Genomic DNA, 20,584 nt, shown 5'->3' with positions numbered 1-20,584 from the left:
GTGTACTAACATGTGTTGATTAACCAAAAACAACTAGTAAGTAACTGCATCAAACACTAGGTGCTTCGTGTACAGTATCTTTGGATTAAACGACCTCTATACGATTACCAAGATGTCTCGATGTATGGTTCGCCGAAAGCAAACCGGAAACAATCAAGTGAAAACGGGGGTTTTGAAGCCTATCCTTTCTGCTCTTTATGCAAGAAAGTGGTTAATCAATTGAAGTAATTCGGTGTAAAAGACCCCATTTACTCATGATACGATTCACTGACTACGTACTTTGAAAAAAGAACCTTTAATCTGAAGACTGATTAAAGGTTCCGTGTTTTATTACTTCATCTCAATTTAGTATTAGCTAGGCTCCGGCAAGTTTTCGCTTAGACCAAGCGTCTGCGCTGTTGAAGCATGCATTTCGTGCAAAAGCTCTGGATTTTCCATTAGCGACATGCCATACGAGGGAACCATTTCTTTCAATTTTGGTTCCCATTCTTCGATATATTGCGGGAAGCATTTTTTAATGACATCAAACATAACGTGTACGGCAGTAGAAGCACCCGGAGAAGCGCCTAGCAATGCTGCAATCGATCCATCTGCTGCAGTAATAACTTCCGTACCAAATTGAAGTGTTCCTTTACCGCCCGCCTCAGTATCTTTGATAACTTGTACACGTTGGCCCGCTACTACAAAATCCCATTCTTCAATTTTGGCATTCGGGATAAACTCTTGTAACTCTTTCATACGCTGTTCTTTCGATAACATAAGTTGCTGAATCAGGTACTTTGTCAATGACATTTCTTTTGCGCCTGCCGATAACATCGTCAACACATTATTTGGTTTGACAGAAGTTATTAAATCTAACATTGAACCCGTCTTTAAGAACTTTGGTGAAAAGCCGGCAAATGGTCCAAATAGCAATGACTTTTTATTGTCGATAAATCTTGTGTCCAGATGCGGAACAGACATTGGTGGAGCGCCAACCTGCGCTTTTCCGTATACTTTTGCGTGATGCTGCGCCACAACATCCGGATTATTACACACCATGAAGATTCCGCTTACTGGGAATCCACCAATATGCTTTCCTTCAGGAATACCGGTTTTTTGTAGTAGATGCAGACTTCCTCCGCCGCCTCCGATAAAGACAAATTTTGCAGTATGGCGTTCGATGCTACCGCTATCGACATTCTTCACTTTCAATTCCCATGAGCCATCATTCGTACGTTTAATAGCATCAACACTATGCTTGTAATTGATATCGACATTTTTAGACTGTAAGTGGTCAAACAACATGCGCGTTAAAGCACCGAAGTTGACGTCCGTTCCGGTGTCGATTTTTGTTGCTGCTATCGCATCATTTGATGGACGGCCCTGCATAATTAGCGGAATCCATTCCATTAGTTTTCCTGGATCAGCGGAAAATTCCATCCCTTTGAACAACGGGTTATTTGACATCGCTTCAAAACGTTTCTTTAAAAATGCTACATTTTGTTCTCCTTGTACCATGCTCATATGAGGCAATGACATGATAAAATCCTGCGGATTGTTAATCAGCTTATTGTTTACAAGATATGACCAAAACTGCATTGAAAGCTGAAACTGTTCATTGATTTTTATAGCTTTGCTAATATCTACAGATCCGTCTGGTTTTTCACTGGTGTAGTTAAGCTCACACAGTGCCGCATGGCCAGTTCCTGCATTATTCCATTCGTTAGAGCTTTCCTCCCCCGCATTTGCGAGCTTCTCAAACACTTTAATATTCCATTCTGGTACTAATTCTTTTAGCATTGTCCCCAAAGTCGCACTCATAACTCCGGCACCAATTAAGATAACGTCTGTTTTAGTTTTTTGGTTACTCATTTTTACCATCCTTTATACCCTAGTATTCGCAGAAAGGATGTAGGCGCTCCTGCTTAGGCGTTATAGCAAGCTAAGGAGTGACCTAGACACATATCTTTTCTGTCTCAATTTTTACAATTATTCATGGATCGGAATAACTTCTATTATATAGTAGTTATAGTCGATTTAAAAGATAGTAAAGCCGAACGTCTATAGGAACACTCAAAAATCCACGGCTTTACCCTAGCTTCTTGCAAAGGGTAAAGCTCTTGTTTGCCGTTACCATTGGATCGACACTTCAAATTTTACTTCCACGACAAATCTAAAGTAGTTTTTTATGATTAACTTTAATTTAATCTTGAACAAATGAATACCTCTATAATCTGAGTGAAGGCATCTCCTAACACCATAGCGAATTCAACGGAGTCCTATGTAGGTGTCAAATTTAACAAAAAAAGTAGTTCCTTCAGATCCTGTTTGAATTTCAATTTTTGCGTTATGACGGGCAACAATGGCATAACATATACCTAAACCCAATCCAGTACCATTATCCTTAGTTGTGTAGAATGGAGTACCCAATTTCTCTACTGTCTGAGGACTGATACCTTCTCCTTGATCCCGTATTGCAAGAACTACACAATTTCCATCTTCCTTGTAGGTGCTGATGGATAGAACTTTCCCTGTGCTCATTGCTTCAAGGCCATTACGATATAGGTTTATTATTAATTGTCGGATCTCATTAGGATTTAAAAGTAGTTCTGGGATGTCTTTCATATCGAATTGAATAAGTTTATTTTGATTACATGTATCGATTTTTATCAAAGGAGTAATATCACGAATAATTGAATTTAAATCTAACATCTCTAAATCAGATGTCCTTGTATTACCTATTGAAAGAAATTCAGTAATAATAGAATTTGCCCGGTCAAGTTCTTCAATCATTAAATTAAAGTAACCATTATGTTTTTCAAATTCGCCTTCTTTTTTTAATAACTGCAAAAACCCTCGTACTGTTGTCATTGGATTTCTAATCTCATGACTAATACCTGCCGCCATTTGCCCTATTAAGTCTAAATTTGATAACCTTTTCAATTCTTGCTCATATTTCTTTTTTTCCGTTATATTTTTTAAAAGACAGCAGATCCCCTCGTCATACGGATAAGCGACTACTTCGTACCAATAATCATCAGAGGTTGAGAGATATTCGAAATGTACTGATACTCGCTCTGACATTGCACGATGAAATTCTTTATACATGACTGTATCCACACTCTTCGGGAAGACATTCCAAATATTCTTACCTAATACATCTTCTGCTGTTTTCTTTTGTGGTATATATTGATGTTTATTTAAGTAGATAAATTCCCATTCTTTATTCAATGCAAAGAATCCATCTGTAATACTTTCAATAACACTCGTGACTTTTTCATTAGCAGTAGCTAATTCGCTTGTTCGCTCTTCCACCATGTTTTCAAGTTGGTCCATATATAACAAGTTTGAAAACGTAGGGGCTGTGGCGTCAACTATAGATTTTGCTAGTTGAATTTGAGATTTATCGTAATTATTAGCTTTCCCTTCTACATTAACAACTGCTATTACCCCTAATACTTCTCCCATTGAAACCAACGGAATCATAAGTAGATACTTACTTTCTTCATTCGGGCCGGAAATTACACTTTTTGTTTCAATAACCTTTTCCATCAGGGTTTCATAACTTTGCTCAATTCTTATACTATTAAAGTTCTCAACCCAATCTGCCTGTGACCACTCACAGTCTTTACTTAACTTCGTTAATCTAATTGCTGTTTTTTCTAACGGATCTAGGAGATGTGCAGCAATACTTTTGCTATCTAAAACTTTTCCTAAGTAATAAAAACATTTATCGAGACATTCTTCTACAGAAGAACACATCGATAAGTCACGTGTAACATTAAGTAATAATTGCTTTTCAGCAATAAGGCTTTCTTTTTGTTTTAAATTATTTGCGTTTTGAATTGCGACTGCAGCCATATTCACATAAGCTTCAACACTTTGAATTTCTGACTCTGTTAAGTTCATTGGTGTTCCATAATCAAATAAAAAAACCAGACCAAACAACTCGTGCCCAAATGCAATAGGCAGAGCTAATAAGGATTTAATTTGGAAGGCTTCAACTGATCTCGGATCCGGTCGATTATCCTTTGAGGTATCAGGGATGTAGATGGTTTTTTGAGTTTCAATAACTTCTTTGGCTAGTAAGTCTATTTCAACATCTATTACCTGCGTATCAAGCGTTATACCATTTATAACTTCTGGTTTTCCTGCAAACCCTCTGAATGTTCCATCCTTCTGGGGTAAATAAATACCAACAGAGTTACATTGAACAACCTCTTCGGATATTGCCATTGTTACCCGCTGTAATACTTCGCGTAGTTCTAACTTTGTATTTATTATTTTGGTTATGTTCGCAAGCCTAGAATATCTCGTCTGTTCACTTAACATTCACACGGTCCCCAATCATAGGCATTATAAATTTCAGTTAAAAATCAGGATCTATACGTTACGTTATTTTTATCTCTCATTTCATATAAAAAATCTCTTTTACTTATGATACGGTTCGTTCTTCATTATCCTGAAAGCCCTATATACCTGCTCCAACAATATCAGCTTCATCATCTGATGTGGAAACGTCATTTTCGAAAAGGACAGTAATTCATCCGCGCGTTTTATCACACTGTCATGCAGTCCTAGTGATCCACCAATAACAAATGCCACCTTACTACGTCCGTACGTCATCAACGACTCTAAATCCGCCGCTAGCTCTTCTGACGTCTTCATCTTACCTTCAATCGCAAGTGCAATCACATACGTATCCGACCCAAATTTCGCCAGAATTCGCTCCGCTTCTTTTTTCTTCACAATTTCCATATCGGCGTCGCTTAATGATTCAGGTGCTTTCTCATCCGCTACTTCGACTATATTAACTTTTGCATACGCGCCTAATCGTTTTGAGAATTCCTCAATGCCCATTTTTAAATACTTCTCTTTTAATTTACCTACTGTCACAATCGTTATATTCACAAGTTATCCACCCTTTTTTATTTATTACAAACAAAACTTATGCACATATCCACAACACTTATCTACATCTTGTGTCCGACTATTTGTTCGCCACAACATATATCGAAGGCTCTTCACAGTAGTTGCACTTTGTGGATAACTTTTCTTCCTCCGATACAACTTCCATGATTGGAAACTTTCCTTGCTCCGCTACAAAAACGTCTAAAGCATGGTTTATATGAGTTTCACAGCTATAAGTATTCATTTCTATCCCAACTTTCAGCTTTTTTATTTCACACAAAGTTATTCACAAATATTTAGATTTATCCACAAACAGCGAATACAATAAAAAAACGGGTATAATAGCTAGCTGTTAGCTATTATACCCGTTGTGGATAAGTTTTTCATGGTAATCTGTGTATAATTTTTATTACTAGAATGAGTTACCGTCTTTTAACACCATTTCAATTTCAAGCAATTGACCATCGCGATACACTTTCATTTGCATTGTGTCGCCTACTTCTTTCGAATTATACAGATGTTTACGCAAGGTGACCATGTCCTCAATTTTTTCGCCATCCATTTCAACGATGACATCATACTGCTTTACACCAGCAAGTTGGGCAGGAGAATTGCTCATTACTTCATTGATGACAACCCCGTCTGTTACATCCACCGGTAACTTTAGCATTTCCCGTTGTTGTTGAGCTGGTATACTTCGAAGATCGAGTAATGTAACCCCCATTGTCGGACGGTTTACTTCACCATGTTCTTCAAGTTGATCGATAATCGGCATTGCAAGATTGATGGGGATCGCAAGTCCGATTCCTTCAACCGTTGCCTCCGATACTTTCATGGAATTGATGCCAATAAGCTGGCCAGCAAGGTTAATTAACGCGCCTCCCGAGTTACCAGGATTAATGGCGGCATCGGTTTGTAAGGCATCTGCAAACCAATCTACTGTGCCATTTTCATCAAAATCAATTGGAATCGAACGATCTTTTCCGGATACAACGCCAACGGTTACCGAACCTGAAAAACCGAGACCGAGCGGATTACCAATTGCAATGACCGTTTCACCGCGTTTCAAAGCATCTGAATCCCCAAAATCAATAACTGTTTTAACAAGTTTAGCGTCAATTTCAATGACAGCTAAGTCAGTCCACATATCGCTACCAACGATTTTTCCGTCTGTCTTCGAACCATCATCGAAAGTAATTTCAAGTTCTTGTGCACCTTCTATAACGTGATGATTCGTTACGATATATGCTTTGTCCCCTTGTTTTTTATAAATGACACCCGAACCTGAACCTGTTTCCCTTGTCGTTTCTACAGGCGACCAAGGATCACTAATTGTCTTCAAATTCGTTACGCCAACGACTGAATCCGCCACTTTCTCGACAATGTCAGTAACGTCGTTATTTACATCAAGAGATATGCGTTCTGTTTGCATAGCATCGACCTTCTGCTCCGAGCCATTAACCAGCGACTGTTCCTTTGTACTACTTTCGCCTTGCATGATGAACCATACAAGTAATGCACCGATTACAACTCCAATGAAGCCGGATATGAAGCCGCCTCTTCTTTTTGGCGGCTTTTGACTATGTCGCGCTGTACTTTCCGGCATAGGAGCAGAAGGTTGCGGCTCTCCATTCGCCTGATTCTGATTTAGTTCGTCCATACGCCTCTCCCTCTCTAATGATGATGTCATTGTAGTTAACATTACCCTATTTCAACCGTTTCAAAATAAAAAACCTTACCTTAGCAAGGTTTTTATACAATCCCCTGAAGGTAAGGCTAGAGACATTACTCTATACTGTGACAAGTTCAGTCGGCTGATCTGCATCTGTATCATAGAGATGAACAAATTCACCTGTCCTGATACCGCATGTTTCCAGCGTCTGTGTAACACTCATCCTTGCAAGATCTTTCATATTATTATCTTTACTTAAATGTGATAGATAGATTCTCGTATCTTTTTGATCGACAACTTCACTCATTGCAACCGCAGCATCTTCGTTAGATACATGTCCAACATCACTCAGAATTCTTCGTTTGACGGACCAAGGATAGCGTCCTACCTGCAGCATACTAACATCATGATTGCTTTCAAAGACAAAAGCATCTGCACCGCGGATGAACCCTTTCATCCTATCACTCACATAACCTGTATCTGTAATGACCGCCAATTTTCGGCCATTCTCATGGAAAACATAAAACATCGGATCAGCTGCATCATGCGAGACAGCAAATGACTGAACATCGAGTGAACCGAATGATTTCACCGTTTCCATATCAAATTGAAAGCGCTGCTCGAGCGGAATATTGCCAACAAGACCGTCCATCGCCTGCCATGTTTTTTCATTCGCATAAATTGGTGTGCCATATTTCCGTGCGACAACACCAATCCCTTTTATATGGTCACTATGCTCGTGCGTTACAAAGATACCGTCAACTTTTTTCATAGAACGATCAATGCCAGCCATTAAACTGTCCATCTTCTTCGCACTAAATCCCGCATCCACGAGAAAGGTATGTTCATCACTCTCTATAAATACCGCATTGCCGCTACTGCCGCTTGCGAGGACACTAAAACGCATTGCAAAACCCCCTTATTCATTCTCTTCTTCCAACGGTTCTTGCTGGAATTCTATAATCATACCTTCAATTGCATTGATGAAGTAATCTTCTTTTACCCCATCCTTCAATTCTACACGTACATGCCATGTCGGAGCAAACACTTGGGTTTCCGATACTTGAACATGTGTCGAATAACCGAGCTTCATAGACTTTACCTTGGAATCTTGTTTCAAGTGCCCGTTTGAATACAAATTACCGATTGCCTCTATAGGGGAAAGAAGATCTTTTTTACGATTAAAGGTACCGAATTCATGCAGCATACTTTGCTCATAGTTTGTAACCTCCCCCTTGTCATTCCAATGCAATACCAGCTTCGCATTACTACTGAAATAAATGGGATTGTCCTTCACTTTCTGAAAAAGCAATGCTTCCTGCGCCTCTTCATCTACGTCCCAAAGTTCGTACTCAGCACCGTTTAATACATACTTAGCGAGAATCTCCGTAAAATCAAAATCGCCTTTCGTATTCATCACACTGACAGGATCGTCCAATTTTGATTGAAGAAATGTTTCGTCTGAGATTTCGACTTTTTGATTTTCAAGTTTGTTTATCTGTTCATCTATAAATATCATAGACTTTGCGGACACATAAGACGGATCGTTTTTATAGGGCGGTAGTTGATCATACGTAACGTTGTCCATCTTCAGCAATTCCTCGATTGGTGTTTTCCCCATCACCTGAACATTTTGCGCATCTGTAACCTTGTCCACATAAAGTAAGTAAAGGAAAACGTTCACGATTGAAAATACGATAATAAATATCGTTTTCGACTTATTCCAATCCAATCAGTTCACCTCCTAAAATTTCAGGTGAAAAGCGGTTCCAATTACCATTAATCAAGTAAAACCAGGCCGGCTCCATGATGAAAAGTCCTGGCTTATATTTCATAAAGTAACCCGGAGTAATTTCCTCGACAGCACCAATATCCAACTTATCCGATTTTCTAAGACTTTCGGCAATATCAATGCCTGGTGGAAGAAGTTCAATTTCTGATTTTGCTGGATTTGAAGAATTGAGTCTATAGTACGGTCTTGCATAACTATATATCCGATTTTTTCCCCACTTCGGCAGAATTTCAGCAGAAGAACTGGAATCTGTATAGACAGGTAATCCGTGCAGATATAACCGGAATCTTACTGATCGGGTCTCGGCATCCATGTACGTAAATCTAAATTCGTCTGTCCATCCGCCGTGTTCATTAACAAAGTTGACTGTATTTATCAGTAACTCTGAGGGTATTGCAAGTTCTTGACTTTCTGCATTTGGTGAAACATAGTTCAGTGTTTTCTTCTCCGTATAAACATTCATCATTGCATGATCGTCAGCAAGTTCTTCAACATGAATTCCCACTTGGCTATTCCGTACTGCATTTACATCACTGAACAATGCATCACGGAATTTATTAATGGATACTTCATCCTCCAGAAAAGTGTACTTAATCGTTTCCACGGGCTCTACTGAGACTACGAGATAGGAAGAACTATCAGGGTTTACTTCTCTGTATTCTTGAAGTTCTCGCCCGACTGTTAATATTGAATTATCGAGACTTTGATAATCCTCTGCCTTCACTTTTGCGCTATAAAGCTTCTTGTTTTCTTTGCTCACGAAGTAGACAGTCATCGCAGTATTGTCCGGCTTCCATTCAACCACAATCTGGTTAAATGAAATCTCGGGCGTCGGTGCTTCAATTTTCAAAACGCTGTCATAGACAGACAAAGGAATTTCACTTTGAAAGAACACTGTAAACCGGTTAGGCTTCCGTAGCAAAATACTTATATCCTCTGAAGTAAAGTTTTCTTCCACTGTGGTGATTTCTGTTATTTTCCAGTCCGTTATCTCTTCCATAATACGATCGATTTTATCTGAATCAGTTGTTCCTTTCAAAGCATCGTCAAAATTAAAGACCATTTTATATGGTTTTATAATTTCATCAATTCTCTTTTTATCGCCTATAGAAATATCTACGGGCGGGAACTGCTCAATGGTTTCATAACGCGGTGAGTACGTCCAAATAGAAAATGTTAGTATGATACTGAGAGCGACAAGTAGGATAAGTACAATCGATTTGACAGTTTCAACATATTTCAACCCCACTCACCGTCCTCCTGAAGTTCAAACGGCAACGTAAAGAATATTGTCGTTCCTTTTCCTTCTTCGCTTTCTGCCCATATTTCTCCTCCGTGCGCCAAAATCATTTCACGGGCAATTGCAAGACCTAGTCCTGTACCGCCCATCGCACGGGATCTTGCTCGATCTGCTCGATAGAATCTGTCAAAAATACGTTTAACGTTTGCCTGTGGTATTCCCATACCATCATCCGAAATCATTACTTTAATAAAGTCTCCGGACATTGTAATGCCAAAACGGATATCTCCGCCGTCTGGTGAGTATTTTAACGCATTTGAAATTATATTATCGAGCACCTGGGTCATCTTATCCGTATCGATTTCAACAAACAGTTCGGAGGAAGAGAGAAGGCGTATAAACTGGACTTCTTGAGACTTCGAAAATTCAAAGCGACCAATGATTGATTTGAAAAAATAATTGAATTCAACCCATTCTTTATTCAAGTCATAGTCCCTGCTGTCCATGCGTGATAGCTTCAACAAATCGTTAACAAGCCGAATCATCCGCTCAGTTTCAGTCTGTGTTACGTGAAGGAAGGATGGTGCAATCTCCTCATTCTTCCACGCCCCGTCAGCAAGCGCCTCCAAATAACTGCGCATTGTTGTAAGTGGCGTACGCAATTCATGCGATACATTTGAAACAAACTCACGTCTTTCCATATCGATTTTCTCTTGTTCTGTATTATCGTGTAAGACAACAATAAGACCATTCACAAAACCAGTTTCTCTTTGTGTAACGGAAAAATTCGCTCGTAAAATATAAGGCTGATCTTCCGTACTGAAATCCAGTGCAATGGATTCCTTTACTTGGATTAAATCCTCAAATGCATACTCCTGCTCAAATCCAAGGATGCTAGATATCGGTCGGTTCAAGACCAAATCCCGTGTTAGTCTTAGCATAAGAAGTGCGGAGTCATTAATAAGGCTGACGCGACCTTTTCGATCAGTTGCAATGACGCCATCAGTCATATTCTCTAATACGGAAGCCAGTTTCCGCCGTTCACTTTCAGTCGATGACTGAGACTCTTGTAATTGGTTCGTTAAATGATTGAAGGCTATTGCAAGTTGGCCCATTTCGTCATTTCCATATACGCGAACTTTTCGCGAGAAATTCCCTTTCGCCATCGCTTGAGCCTGGCGCCTCATATCAGATATTGGTCTTGTCATCGTCTGTGCGATTAAAATACCAAGAATGATTGTAATAGACAACGAAACAGCTACCCCGCCGGCTAAAATACGATTTACTTCATCGATTTGTTTAAACACCTTTTCAATGTTTGCCTCAAGATAAAGTATACCTTTTACTTCATCTCCAACAACAATAGGCGTTGCACGAACCAAAATTCGCTTTCTTGTTTTCCGGTCAAGATTAATTATGTCATATGGAGTTTTCGACGCATTTGACTTCCTCACAATGTCGTCCGCCGAACGCTGTCCAACCATAGATATATTATTTAAGGCTGATGTTGCAAGAATAATATTCCCCGCATTAATAACCCGTACTTCATTGATATCTTCCGATTTAAAACTCGAAAGGACGGCCTGAAGACTCTTCTCAAGTGTCATCGGGTCGTCCGCAGCTCGTTTTTTCATCATTTCTTCACGCACACTGAATTCGACCAAACTCATCCTATCATCAATCGATGTTGTGAAGTTAGATTTCATGTTCTGTTCGAGCTCGCGTGCAAAGTACAGCCCGATTATTTCCATTGCAATTAAAATCAGCATCACATAGATTAAGACAAATTTAACGTGGATAGATCGGAAAAAACCAACTTTTTGCATGATAGTTACTCCTGTTCTGGGTCACGTAAGTAATAGCCAACGCCACGTCTTGTCACAATCCACGTTGGATTACTTGGTGCATCTTCAATCTTTTCTCGCAAACGACGGATTGTTACATCTACAGTTCTCACATCTCCAAAGTAATCATAACCCCATACTGTTTGTAAGAGGTGCTCACGCGTCATAACTTGTCCAATATGCTTCGAAAGATAGTGAAGAAGTTCAAACTCCCTATGTGTCAGTTCAATTTTTTCATCTCTTTTTAGAACAAGGTAAGCATCTGGCTGAATAATCAGGTTGCCGACTGTAATGTCATTTGTAGCCCCTTCTTGCTCTTCCTCAACAGATTTCATATGCCTGCGTAAATTTGCTTTCACACGAGCAATGAGCTCACGTGTTCCAAATGGTTTGGTGACGTAATCATCTGCTCCAAGTTCCAAACCAAGTACTTTATCAATTTCCGAGTCTTTCGCTGTTAACATAATAATCGGGAAGTCATATTTTTTTCGGATTTCTCGGCATACTTCCATACCATCCCGCTTCGGTAGCATAATATCAAGAAGTACTAGATCAGGCTTAACTTCTTCTACCTTTTCAAGCGCCTCATCTCCATCGTATGCACAAAAAACAGTGAAGCCTTCTTTTTTTAGATTAAATTCAAGTATATCAGCAATTGGTTTTTCATCATCAACAATTAAAATTACTTTGTTTTGCATTTTATCTTCCCCCATCTCGCCCTGTTGGCGCCTCTATCAGTGTCCTTTTACTCTATCATTCTTCGCGACGCTTCGCACGTTTCTACTGTCGCATCAAAGTCGCCATCTTCTCCTAGCACTCTCACTATTTCCCGGGCAATAAACCCCGAATATTGTCGAATGGAACATTCAAAAAAAGTAAGCGCCTTGGTAGACCCGACGAGTAGGAGGAATATAGTTCTATCCCTTGAGTCGCCGGAGTCTAAACGTTAAAAAAAGACGATACAACATGTGTATCGTCTTTGGTTATCTAATTATCTTAACACGCTCATGGGGTTAATATTGGAACCGTTCTTGAATACTTCAAAATGAAGATGGACACCCGTTGAACGACCTGTCGACCCCATTACACCAATTTTTGTTCCCTGTGATACAGTTTGTCCCTCACTAACCTCAATTGAAGAGAGATGGGCATACAAGGTTTCATAGCCATTGTTATGTGTGATGACAACCCGATTTCCATATGTGCTGTGCGATCCTGTAGTTGTAACAACTCCATTATCTGCTGCTACAATTCCATACGAGGATGGACGTGCGATATCAATACCTTGATGCGTCCTACCCCAGCGAGTACCCATTTGACTAGAAACATATCCTCCAGATGCAGGCCAAATGAATGTACCTGATCCTCTTGAAGGAATCACTTTCGTTCCGACAACCGTCACTTTGTCTACTGCTTCAGCAATAATATTTTCCTCAGAAACAGACCTGCCTATCGTTTGACCATTTCGTTTACGAATAAGTTCTGTAACAATTTTTTCCCCGTCAGAACCTTTCTTTGTTACTTTCTTTTCGCCTTTAAATAAGGAACTGTCTTCTTCAGTTAAAGTTGCATATTTAATAGCTTCTTTTGTTTTCGTTTCATAATGAACTTCCACTTCTACGTACGGTTCAATAGCCGTAACATTGAGCTCGTCGCCTAATCTAAGAACCTTATCTACTGTAAATCCTGGATTTATTTCTACCAATTTAGCCGTTGCCATATTGTGAGCGGCAGCAATTGATCCAAGGACATCACCTGAACTTACTACATACTTCTTCTCCTCAAGTGTCCCTTTATTAAGGAGAACCATGGCTTCTTCTGTACTTCTTACCTCTTTTGGAGATACATTCCCCGGTACCGCCTGCATCTCACCGCTAATTAAGATGTTTACAATACGCGTTTCATCTTCTTTCAAAGGGGGTATTGGTTCAGAAGAAGCTTTGCGGGCTTCGAATTCATTAAGCTTCTTCTCAGAAACAGATTGTAATTTCAACTCGCGAATCACTTCATTATACGTGGCCATATCATTAACGTAGAATGCCAGTTCTTCGTCAATTAAAACGCCGATTGCTTCCGCTTCCACGGACAGCATTCCATGAAGTTTTTCTAGGACAATGTCATCGTCTGTTTCTGCTGTAAATACCCGCTCTGGAATCACCGATAAATCTGTTCCTATTGTAAGCGGAAGATTCTTAAATTCAGAGGCTGCTTTTTTCAGCTCTTCTTCTTTCAATTCTTCCAGCTTTTCTTGATCAGCTATAACACCCACATATTCCCCTTTTGAATAGATATGGAATATGGTCGAGAGGTCCTTACTCTCCTCTTCATTCGCAAAACCTGAATTTACCCCAAGTCCCGCTAAGATCATTGTCAGAACGAGGATCTTTTGAGTCTTTTTGAAAGGACGAATAAATTTGGGTAATGCTTTTTTTGTTTCGTCCTGTTTATTTCTTTTGAAAAACATATATGAAACTCCCTCCATATTTCAATCAGAAGACTGATATAGATCATTTACAGTATGCAAATTTTCACGCCTCTCTAATTTAACATATCCGGTACCATTCTTGTAGCATTATAGGACTTTGTAATGAGAATGTAGAATAGCATCCATTTATTAACTATTAATTTTGTAATGATAGAGGGTTCTCTTAACTTTCTTTTCTATCACATTACTCGACTATTACCTTGCTATTTATACATTTAGCGTTCTATTCGACAATTTATTTTTCATTGTTTCGACTTTGCTACGTCACTTTCAGGTATTTTTCGATAAAAAAGAAAGACGTCTTGTCTACCGGGAAACCTCGGTATCACAAGACGTCTTTCTCTATTTGATGGTGTTATTTCCAAAGACCCGAAATAATGTTTGTGTTTATCAATAATCCGGAGATTCGTGCTGACTCCAGTCAATATTGACAAATTTGTTGTATTCCTTTGCAAAAGCAAGGGTTACTGTACCTGTTGGACCATTCCGTTGTTTGGCTATGATAATTTCAATCATATTCTGATTTTCTGTTTCTTTATCATAATAGTCCTCACGGTAGAGGAATGAAACGATATCCGCATCTTGCTCAATACTCCCTGATTCCCGGAGATCGGACATCATCGGGCGCTTATCCACGCGTTGCTCAACACCACGTGACAGCTGAGACAGTGCAATAACCGGTACTTTCAATTCCCTCGCAAGTGATTTCAACGAACGGGAGATTTCTGAAACTTCCTGCTGCCGGTTTTCACCGGGCTTAGTGCCGCTTCCTGCAATCAGTTGCATATAGTCAATCATTATCATGCCCAAGCCGTGCTCCTGTTGCAAGCGACGGCATTTAGAACGAATGTCATTGACACGGATACCCGGCGAATCATCGATGAAAATACCGGCATTTGAAAGGCTACCCATTGCCATCGTAAGTTTACGCCAGTCTTCCGCTTCAAGAGCACCTGTACGAAGCACTTGTGCATCAATATTACCTTCCGCACAAAGCATCCGCATAACGAGCTGCTCCGCACCCATCTCCAAACTAAAGATTGCGACGTTTTCATCGGTTTTAGTCGCAACATTTTGCGCCACGTTCAATGCGAATGCGGTCTTACCAACAGACGGACGCGCGGCAACAATGATTAAGTCATTGCGCTGAAAACCGGCTGTGATTTTATCTAAATCCCGGAAACCTGTTGGAATACCTGTAACATCACCTTTTTGCGTATGAAGAAGTTCGATACTGTCATACGTTTCAACGAGGACGTCTTTAATATGACGAAAATCCCCAGCATTTTTCCGGTTGGATACTTCCATCATTTTCTTTTCCGCTTCAGCTAAGAGTGCCTCTACTTCGTCCTCCCGCGCGTAACCGTCTTCAACGATTGAAGTAGCCACACGGATAAGCCGCCGTAAAAGTGCTTTCTCTTCAACGATACGGGCATAATGCACAATGTTAGCTGCTGTTGGAACAGAGTTGGCAATCTCCATCAAATACGAAATACCGCCGACATCTTCCAGTTCTTTTTTAGCAGATAGTTCTTCCGTGACCGTGACAACGTCAATTGCCTGACCTTTGTCACTTAGAATAATCATCGTTTGGAAGATTTTCTCATGCGCCATCCTATAGAAATCTTCTGGCATAAGAAGTTCTGCCGCTGTAATGAGCGCTTGTGGTTCAAGGAAAATTGCCCCGATAACCGACTGCTCCGCTTCATTATTATGTGGTGGGACGCGATCAATCATCTGATTCATCTACCCAATCTCTCCTTATCCTTCTTCCACTACATGTACTTTAAGTGTTGCCGTCACGTCTGGATGAATTCTGATTGGAACATTCGTGAAGCCAAGTGCACGGATTGCATCCGGTAATTCCATTTTACGACGGTCCACTTTTATACCTTCAGTTTTATTTAATGCTTCAGCAATTTGTTTTGTTGTAATTGAACCAAATAGCCTTCCACCTTCACCAGATTTAGCTTTCATTTCTACCGTAATTTTATCAATTTGCTCTTTTAGCTCTTTTGCTTCTGATAATTCTTCTGCTGCATCTTTAGCGACCCGATTTTTTTGACCTTCAAGTCTGCTAATATTCCCTGGCGTTGCTTCAACCGCCAATTTATTTTTCAGTAGGAAGTTTTGTGCGTACCCCACAGATACCTCTTTCACATCACCTTTTGCTCCAATACTTTTTACGTCTTTCAATAAGATTACTTTCATTATGAATTTCCCCTTTCCATCTTTGTATTCAGTACAGCCGTTAACATTTCTTTTGCTGCTTCCACAGACTCAACATCGAGCTGGCATGCTGCGTTCGTCAAATGGCCGCCGCCTCCAAGTTCTTCCATGATGAGTTGAACATTCAATTCACCGAGAGAACGAGCGCTTATTCCTATTTTACCATCTGCACGGGATGCAATGACGAATGAAGCTGCGACGCCTTGCATTGTAAGAAGAATATCAGCCGTTTGAGCTATCAAAACAGAACCATAAACGACTTGGTTCTCTCCTTTTGCAATGGCAATCCCCGCGTCGGACAATTCAACAGTTTCAATCAGTTTAGACCTCAGGACATAAGTAGCGATATCCTCTTTTAACAGGCGCTGAACGAGTATTGTATCTGCTCCATTGGTTCGCAGATACGATGCTGCTTCGAACGTCCTTGCCCCTGTGCGGAGTGTGAAGCTTTTCGTATCGACGATAATACCCGCTAGAAGGGCTGTCGATTCAAGCATCGTAAGTTTTTCTTGTTTAGGCTGGTATTCAATTAATTCGGTTACGAGCTCCGCAGTGGATGACGCATATGGTTCCATGTAGACAAGCATCGTGTTCTTGATAAACTCTTCTCCACGTCGATGGTGATCAATGACGACAACCTTCTCTGCTTTATCGATAACTCGTTCATCAATGACCATACTCGGTTTATGCGTATCAACAACAATGATCAATGATTTCTCTGTAATCATCGAAAGCGCCTCATCGGGCGTGATGAATTGATTGAACAGATCCGTATCACGCCTAATTTCGTCCATAAGCCGTGTTACGCTTCCATCAAGTTCATTGAAATTGACGACTACATATCCCTCAATATTATTCTTGCGGGCCATTTTCCGAACACCAATTGCTGCACCGATTGCGTCCATGTCAGGCATTTTGTGACCCATGATAAATACTTTATCACTGCCTTGAATAAGATCTCGCAAAGCATGTGAGATGACTCTTGCACGAACCCGAGTCCTTTTTTCAACGGGATTTGTTTTACCGCCATAAAATTTCAACTTCCCGTCAGAACGTTTGATGGCCACTTGGTCACCGCCGCGTCCCAGTACAAGATCTAAACTAGACTGTGCCAGTTCGCCCAATTCGATTAATGAAGTAGATCCCACACCCACACCTATACTTAGTGTCAGTGCCGTACTCTGCTTAGCAGTTGTTTCACGAATGTCATCTAAAATCGAGAACTTTGTTTTTTCCAAATCGGCCAATGTTGCCTCGTTAAAGACAGCCAAGAAACGATCAGTCGCAATTCGTTTTACAAATATCCCATTCGTTGTTCCCCAGCTATTTACAAGTGAGGTTACCAATGAATTAAGCTGACTTCTTGTCTGATCGTCCATTGCCTGTGATACTTCATCATAATTATCGACAAGAATAATACCGAGAACTGTACGGTCTGCATAATAAAGAGTCTCCATCACTAGTTGCTCCGTAATATCAAATAAATAAATAAGTTTTTCTTCTGCTTTATAAAAAACCTTATACGATTGTTCTCCAATCGTCAAAACATTATTTTCTATCTTTTCATTTTTTAAGATCGCATGAAACTGTCCAGATAGATCGAACAAGTCATCTCCGATAAGGGTTTCCTGATGTGCAAATACTTTTGCTGCGTACGGGTTAGCCCACTCAACAATATTTTTTTCATTAATAAGGATAATTCCAATCGGCAATTCAAGAAGTGCTTCTTCTCCGACTTTCTTCATCCTGTACGATAATGTTTCGATATGTTTCTCTGTTTCGATATAAGTCTGTTCTTCCATTTTCCATGTAAATCCCATTGTAACTATAAATAAGACGGAGAAAAGAAGTCCAGGCCAAAACTGGAATAAGAGCAGGAGCACTGCCGCCATCACGCCCAGAATCGACAATACCGTCAACGGATAGCGTATTGCTCTTTTTCTAAAAAATGACGTCATTGTCCCATCCCCTTATTTTGACTTGTCTTTTCTAAGCCAGGCACGTAGATTCACTCCCGTATCAAGTATCCCGAGCATCGTCGTTATCGGAGCCAGCATTAGTGCAAAAATCGTGGCCACAACTGTCGCTACTTTCGGTAACTTCATTTCATTTACATAGTAATGGATAAGTGAAACACCTTGCAGTAGAAACAAGAATCTCAAAACAGTAGTTGCGTTGACGGTAATCAGATATAGATTAGTGCCCGGCTTCACACCTGCAAAGAGCGTAATAAGAAGAATTGCTCCGTACAAAATCACCGCAATCATTGGTAGTTTCATTTCACGGAATGGTGGAAATTTGGGTACTTCAAATCCCAGTCGCTTGGCAACTCCAAGGTTTAGCGTGAGAAGAATGAAAGCTAACATGAAAATACTTATGATGAAGATAGATGGAATTGTGTACTCGTACATCTGAAACGTTGATGTAACGACTTCATCATAGCCATCCGGTACGCCGCCATAGTTAGCCATGAACGACTTCATCTGCTCTTTAGTATCCTCCATAACCGTCATTAATGCATCAATCATATTGAATCCGAAGAAAAGGACAGCCCCAACATAAACGCCCATTCCTGTGATAAGTAGAGTGAGTCCAGAAGCCATGAAGATATATAACTTTGATTTGCCCCTCACAATGGTTTCTCCGATAATGAATCCAAGAATTCCATGGACGAAAGCGATTGGAACGAGTAGAATACCTCCGATTAATAATGACAACACGATACCGGCCGCCAATGTAAGAAGGGACGAGTTCCTGTCGTATTTCAATCTGTACAAAATAATCGGTAACGCAATAAAGAACATAGTGACATTTCCGAGAAATGGCGTATATAACGATACCGCAAGCAAGATTGCAAATAGCGCAATCATCATTGCTCCGTACGTAATTTTCCTTGCATTGTCTTGCATAATATAGATTCCTCCGGTCTTTCGCTGGACGACTAATTCTATCCATACTTCTAACTTCCAATTACTATGGATAGTTGCTTCAATTGTATCATGATTATTGTTTTTAAACCAAACCAAGAACATATGTACTTCTTTTACCCGAATAAAAAGACCGCCCCCATACCGGTTGTGTCGGTCTGACGAGGCGGTCTATCTAAATAAAATTATCTTTCTTCCGAACTGAATGGAAGAAGTGCCATGATACGTGAGCGTTTGATTGCAAGTGTCAGTTTACGCTGATACTTCGCGCTTGTACCAGTTACCCGGCGAGGCAAGATTTTTCCACGCTCAGAAATAAATTTCTTAAGCATATCTGTATCTTTATAATCGATTTTAGTAATGTTGTTTGATGTGAAATAACAAACTTTACGGCGTCTCTTTCCTCCACGACGTGGTGCCATAGTTTTTCCCCTCCTTACTTAATTCATAATGACGGGTAGATTCTTAGAACGGCAGGTCGTCGTCCGATACTTCTATCGGGCCTCCGCCTGTCGAGAATGGATCATCGTCAGTACGTGTGTAATTTTGCTGATTAGGCTGTTGAGATTGCTGGTTAGATTGTTTGTATTGTTGGTTTGACTGCTGATTCTGATAGCTCGGTTGTTCGCTTTGTTGAGAACCTTGGTAAGGTGCCCCACCGCCAGCTCCCGATCTATTTTCGCCAGATGCATTGCGCGGTTCGAGAAATTGTGTGCTGTCTGCTACAACTTCTGTAGTATAAACACGCTTTCCATCTTGTCCTTCAAAGCTGCCCGTCTGAATACGGCCATCTACTCCGACAAGACTTCCCTTTTTCAAGAAGTTTGCAACGTTTTCAGCCTGTTTTCTCCAAGCAACACAACTGATGAAATCAGCTTCTCGTTCGCCTGAAGCGCTTTGAAAAGCTCGGTTTACTGCTAACGTAAAACGTGTAACAGCGATACCGGTTTGTGTATACTTGAGTTCAGGATCTTTTGTCAATCGCCCTACTAAAACAACTCGGTTAATCATTAGAATTCAACCTCCCTCATCATTTTGTAAGTTTCACCTGTTCATTATTCATATATGGATTAATCTTCAATGCGGACAGTCATATGACGAAGAATATCTTCGTTGATGTTCGCAAGACGTGTAAATTCATCGATTGCTTTAGTTTCGGCATTCAACTTAATTAGTTGATAGAAACCTTCACGTAGATCGTCGATTTCGTAAGCAAGACGGCGCTTGCCCCACTCTTTCGACTCGATGTTTTCTGCACCGTTAGAAAGAAGAACTTCGTCAAAACGTTCAATCAACGCTTTTTTCGCTTCATCTTCTACTGTTGGGCGGATAATGTACATAATTTCGTACTTTCTCATCTGTAGTCACCTCCTTATGGACTTGGGCCCTGCTGATTTCAGCGGGCAAGGAGTAAGTAATTATATTACTCACATCAGTACATATTAGCACAGTTCCATTCATCTTTCAACTATTTTCTTGTATACTTTTGAATAGAGGTGATT

18 protein-coding genes are annotated in these 20,584 nt (G+C 40.2%); all 18 read right to left on the bottom strand.

All coding sequences use genetic code 11. The features are described 5' to 3' along the window. Positions 1 to 351: 351 nt before the first annotated feature. The 18 genes from AZE41_RS00255 to rpsF all read right to left on the bottom strand — a co-directional run bounded on the left by AZE41_RS00255 (position 352) and on the right by rpsF (position 20,440). A complete protein-coding gene (locus AZE41_RS00255) occupies positions 352 to 1,854 on the bottom strand; it encodes a malate:quinone oxidoreductase (RefSeq protein WP_067204163.1) in 1,503 nt (500 codons plus the stop codon). 396 nt (positions 1,855 to 2,250) lie between these two features. Next, entirely contained in the window at positions 2,251 to 4,314 is a 2,064-nt protein-coding gene (locus AZE41_RS00250; protein ID WP_067204161.1) for a GAF domain-containing sensor histidine kinase, read from the bottom strand. Between the two features lie 99 nt (positions 4,315 to 4,413). Further along, positions 4,414 to 4,893 (bottom strand): 23S rRNA (pseudouridine(1915)-N(3))-methyltransferase RlmH, encoded by a 480-nt coding sequence (rlmH, locus tag AZE41_RS00245; RefSeq protein ID WP_067204158.1) that lies wholly within the window; start codon positions 4,891 to 4,893, stop codon positions 4,414 to 4,416. A 79-nt stretch (positions 4,894 to 4,972) separates the two neighbouring features. Continuing rightward, positions 4,973 to 5,137: a CxxH/CxxC protein gene (locus AZE41_RS21980; RefSeq protein ID WP_082786443.1), complete on the bottom strand. Its 165-nt coding sequence runs from the start codon at positions 5,135 to 5,137 to the stop codon at positions 4,973 to 4,975. Between the two features lie 168 nt (positions 5,138 to 5,305). Further along, entirely contained in the window at positions 5,306 to 6,553 is a 1,248-nt protein-coding gene (locus AZE41_RS00240) for a S1C family serine protease (RefSeq protein WP_231885746.1), read from the bottom strand. A 130-nt stretch (positions 6,554 to 6,683) separates the two neighbouring features. After that, positions 6,684 to 7,472 carry an MBL fold metallo-hydrolase gene (locus tag AZE41_RS00235; RefSeq protein ID WP_067204153.1) on the bottom strand — a complete coding sequence of 263 codons (789 nt, stop codon included), beginning with the start codon at positions 7,470 to 7,472 and terminating at the stop codon, positions 6,684 to 6,686. Positions 7,473 to 7,484: 12 nt separating this feature from the next. Further along, positions 7,485 to 8,297 carry a two-component system regulatory protein YycI gene (locus tag AZE41_RS00230; RefSeq protein WP_067204150.1) on the bottom strand — a complete coding sequence of 271 codons (813 nt, stop codon included), beginning with the start codon at positions 8,295 to 8,297 and terminating at the stop codon, positions 7,485 to 7,487. Next, positions 8,284 to 9,606: a YycH family regulatory protein gene (locus AZE41_RS00225; protein ID WP_067204147.1), complete on the bottom strand. Its 1,323-nt coding sequence runs from the start codon at positions 9,604 to 9,606 to the stop codon at positions 8,284 to 8,286. The genes AZE41_RS00230 and AZE41_RS00225 overlap by 14 nt, the downstream gene beginning before the upstream one ends. Further along, the gene (gene walK / locus AZE41_RS00220; RefSeq protein ID WP_067204143.1) at positions 9,597 to 11,423 is read right to left on the bottom strand and encodes a cell wall metabolism sensor histidine kinase WalK; all 1,827 of its coding nucleotides are present in this window, start codon (positions 11,421 to 11,423) and stop codon (positions 9,597 to 9,599) included. The genes AZE41_RS00225 and walK overlap by 10 nt, the downstream gene beginning before the upstream one ends. Before the next feature lie 5 nt (positions 11,424 to 11,428). Next, entirely contained in the window at positions 11,429 to 12,139 is a 711-nt protein-coding gene (gene yycF / locus AZE41_RS00215) for a response regulator YycF (protein WP_067204140.1), read from the bottom strand. A gap of 293 nt (positions 12,140 to 12,432) precedes the next feature. Further along, positions 12,433 to 13,905 (bottom strand): peptidoglycan DD-metalloendopeptidase family protein, encoded by a 1,473-nt coding sequence (locus tag AZE41_RS00210; protein ID WP_067204137.1) that lies wholly within the window; start codon positions 13,903 to 13,905, stop codon positions 12,433 to 12,435. A gap of 411 nt (positions 13,906 to 14,316) precedes the next feature. Continuing rightward, positions 14,317 to 15,672 carry a replicative DNA helicase gene (gene dnaB, locus AZE41_RS00205; RefSeq protein WP_067204134.1) on the bottom strand — a complete coding sequence of 452 codons (1,356 nt, stop codon included), beginning with the start codon at positions 15,670 to 15,672 and terminating at the stop codon, positions 14,317 to 14,319. A gap of 15 nt (positions 15,673 to 15,687) precedes the next feature. Continuing rightward, positions 15,688 to 16,137: a 50S ribosomal protein L9 gene (gene rplI / locus AZE41_RS00200; RefSeq protein ID WP_067204131.1), complete on the bottom strand. Its 450-nt coding sequence runs from the start codon at positions 16,135 to 16,137 to the stop codon at positions 15,688 to 15,690. Further along, positions 16,137 to 18,113 (bottom strand): DHH family phosphoesterase, encoded by a 1,977-nt coding sequence (locus AZE41_RS00195; protein ID WP_067204127.1) that lies wholly within the window; start codon positions 18,111 to 18,113, stop codon positions 16,137 to 16,139. The genes rplI and AZE41_RS00195 overlap by 1 nt, the downstream gene beginning before the upstream one ends. A 12-nt stretch (positions 18,114 to 18,125) precedes the next feature. Then, complete coding sequence (locus AZE41_RS00190) at positions 18,126 to 19,181, bottom strand: YybS family protein (protein ID WP_197485349.1); 1,056 nt, start codon at positions 19,179 to 19,181, stop codon at positions 18,126 to 18,128. A gap of 86 nt (positions 19,182 to 19,267) precedes the next feature. Continuing rightward, positions 19,268 to 19,504, bottom strand: coding sequence for a 30S ribosomal protein S18 (gene rpsR / locus AZE41_RS00185; protein WP_067204122.1), 237 nt, complete (start codon positions 19,502 to 19,504; stop codon positions 19,268 to 19,270). A gap of 43 nt (positions 19,505 to 19,547) precedes the next feature. Beyond that, positions 19,548 to 20,093, bottom strand: coding sequence for a single-stranded DNA-binding protein (ssb, locus tag AZE41_RS00180; RefSeq protein ID WP_067204120.1), 546 nt, complete (start codon positions 20,091 to 20,093; stop codon positions 19,548 to 19,550). A gap of 59 nt (positions 20,094 to 20,152) precedes the next feature. Beyond that, entirely contained in the window at positions 20,153 to 20,440 is a 288-nt protein-coding gene (gene rpsF, locus AZE41_RS00175) for a 30S ribosomal protein S6 (protein ID WP_067204117.1), read from the bottom strand. Positions 20,441 to 20,584: the final 144 nt, after the last annotated feature.

This window comes from Sporosarcina psychrophila (assembly GCF_001590685.1).
Classification (GTDB): Bacteria; Bacillota; Bacilli; order Bacillales_A; family Planococcaceae; genus Sporosarcina; species Sporosarcina psychrophila.
This window is presented reverse-complemented; position numbering and strand designations above follow the sequence as displayed.

Bases quoted from the DNA above. Each gene is read 5' to 3' on its own strand.
- AZE41_RS00255 (WP_067204163.1), bottom strand. From the start codon at position 1,854: ATGAGTAACCAAAAAACTAAAACAGACGTTATCTTAATTGGTGCCGGA.
- AZE41_RS00250 (WP_067204161.1), bottom strand. From the start codon at position 4,314: ATGTTAAGTGAACAGACGAGATATTCTAGGCTTGCGAACATAACCAAA.
- AZE41_RS21980 (WP_082786443.1), bottom strand. From the start codon at position 5,137: ATGAATACTTATAGCTGTGAAACTCATATAAACCATGCTTTAGACGTT.
- AZE41_RS00240 (WP_231885746.1), bottom strand. From the start codon at position 6,553: ATGGACGAACTAAATCAGAATCAGGCGAATGGAGAGCCGCAACCTTCT.
- AZE41_RS00235 (WP_067204153.1), bottom strand. From the start codon at position 7,472: ATGCGTTTTAGTGTCCTCGCAAGCGGCAGTAGCGGCAATGCGGTATTT.
- walK (WP_067204143.1), bottom strand. From the start codon at position 11,423: ATGCAAAAAGTTGGTTTTTTCCGATCTATCCACGTTAAATTTGTCTTA.
- yycF (WP_067204140.1), bottom strand. From the start codon at position 12,139: ATGCAAAACAAAGTAATTTTAATTGTTGATGATGAAAAACCAATTGCT.
- AZE41_RS00210 (WP_067204137.1), bottom strand. From the start codon at position 13,905: ATGTTTTTCAAAAGAAATAAACAGGACGAAACAAAAAAAGCATTACCC.
- dnaB (WP_067204134.1), bottom strand. From the start codon at position 15,672: ATGAATCAGATGATTGATCGCGTCCCACCACATAATAATGAAGCGGAG.
- rplI (WP_067204131.1), bottom strand. From the start codon at position 16,137: ATGAAAGTAATCTTATTGAAAGACGTAAAAAGTATTGGAGCAAAAGGT.
- AZE41_RS00195 (WP_067204127.1), bottom strand. From the start codon at position 18,113: ATGACGTCATTTTTTAGAAAAAGAGCAATACGCTATCCGTTGACGGTA.
- rpsR (WP_067204122.1), bottom strand. From the start codon at position 19,504: ATGGCACCACGTCGTGGAGGAAAGAGACGCCGTAAAGTTTGTTATTTC.
- ssb (WP_067204120.1), bottom strand. From the start codon at position 20,093: ATGATTAACCGAGTTGTTTTAGTAGGGCGATTGACAAAAGATCCTGAA.
- rpsF (WP_067204117.1), bottom strand. From the start codon at position 20,440: ATGAGAAAGTACGAAATTATGTACATTATCCGCCCAACAGTAGAAGAT.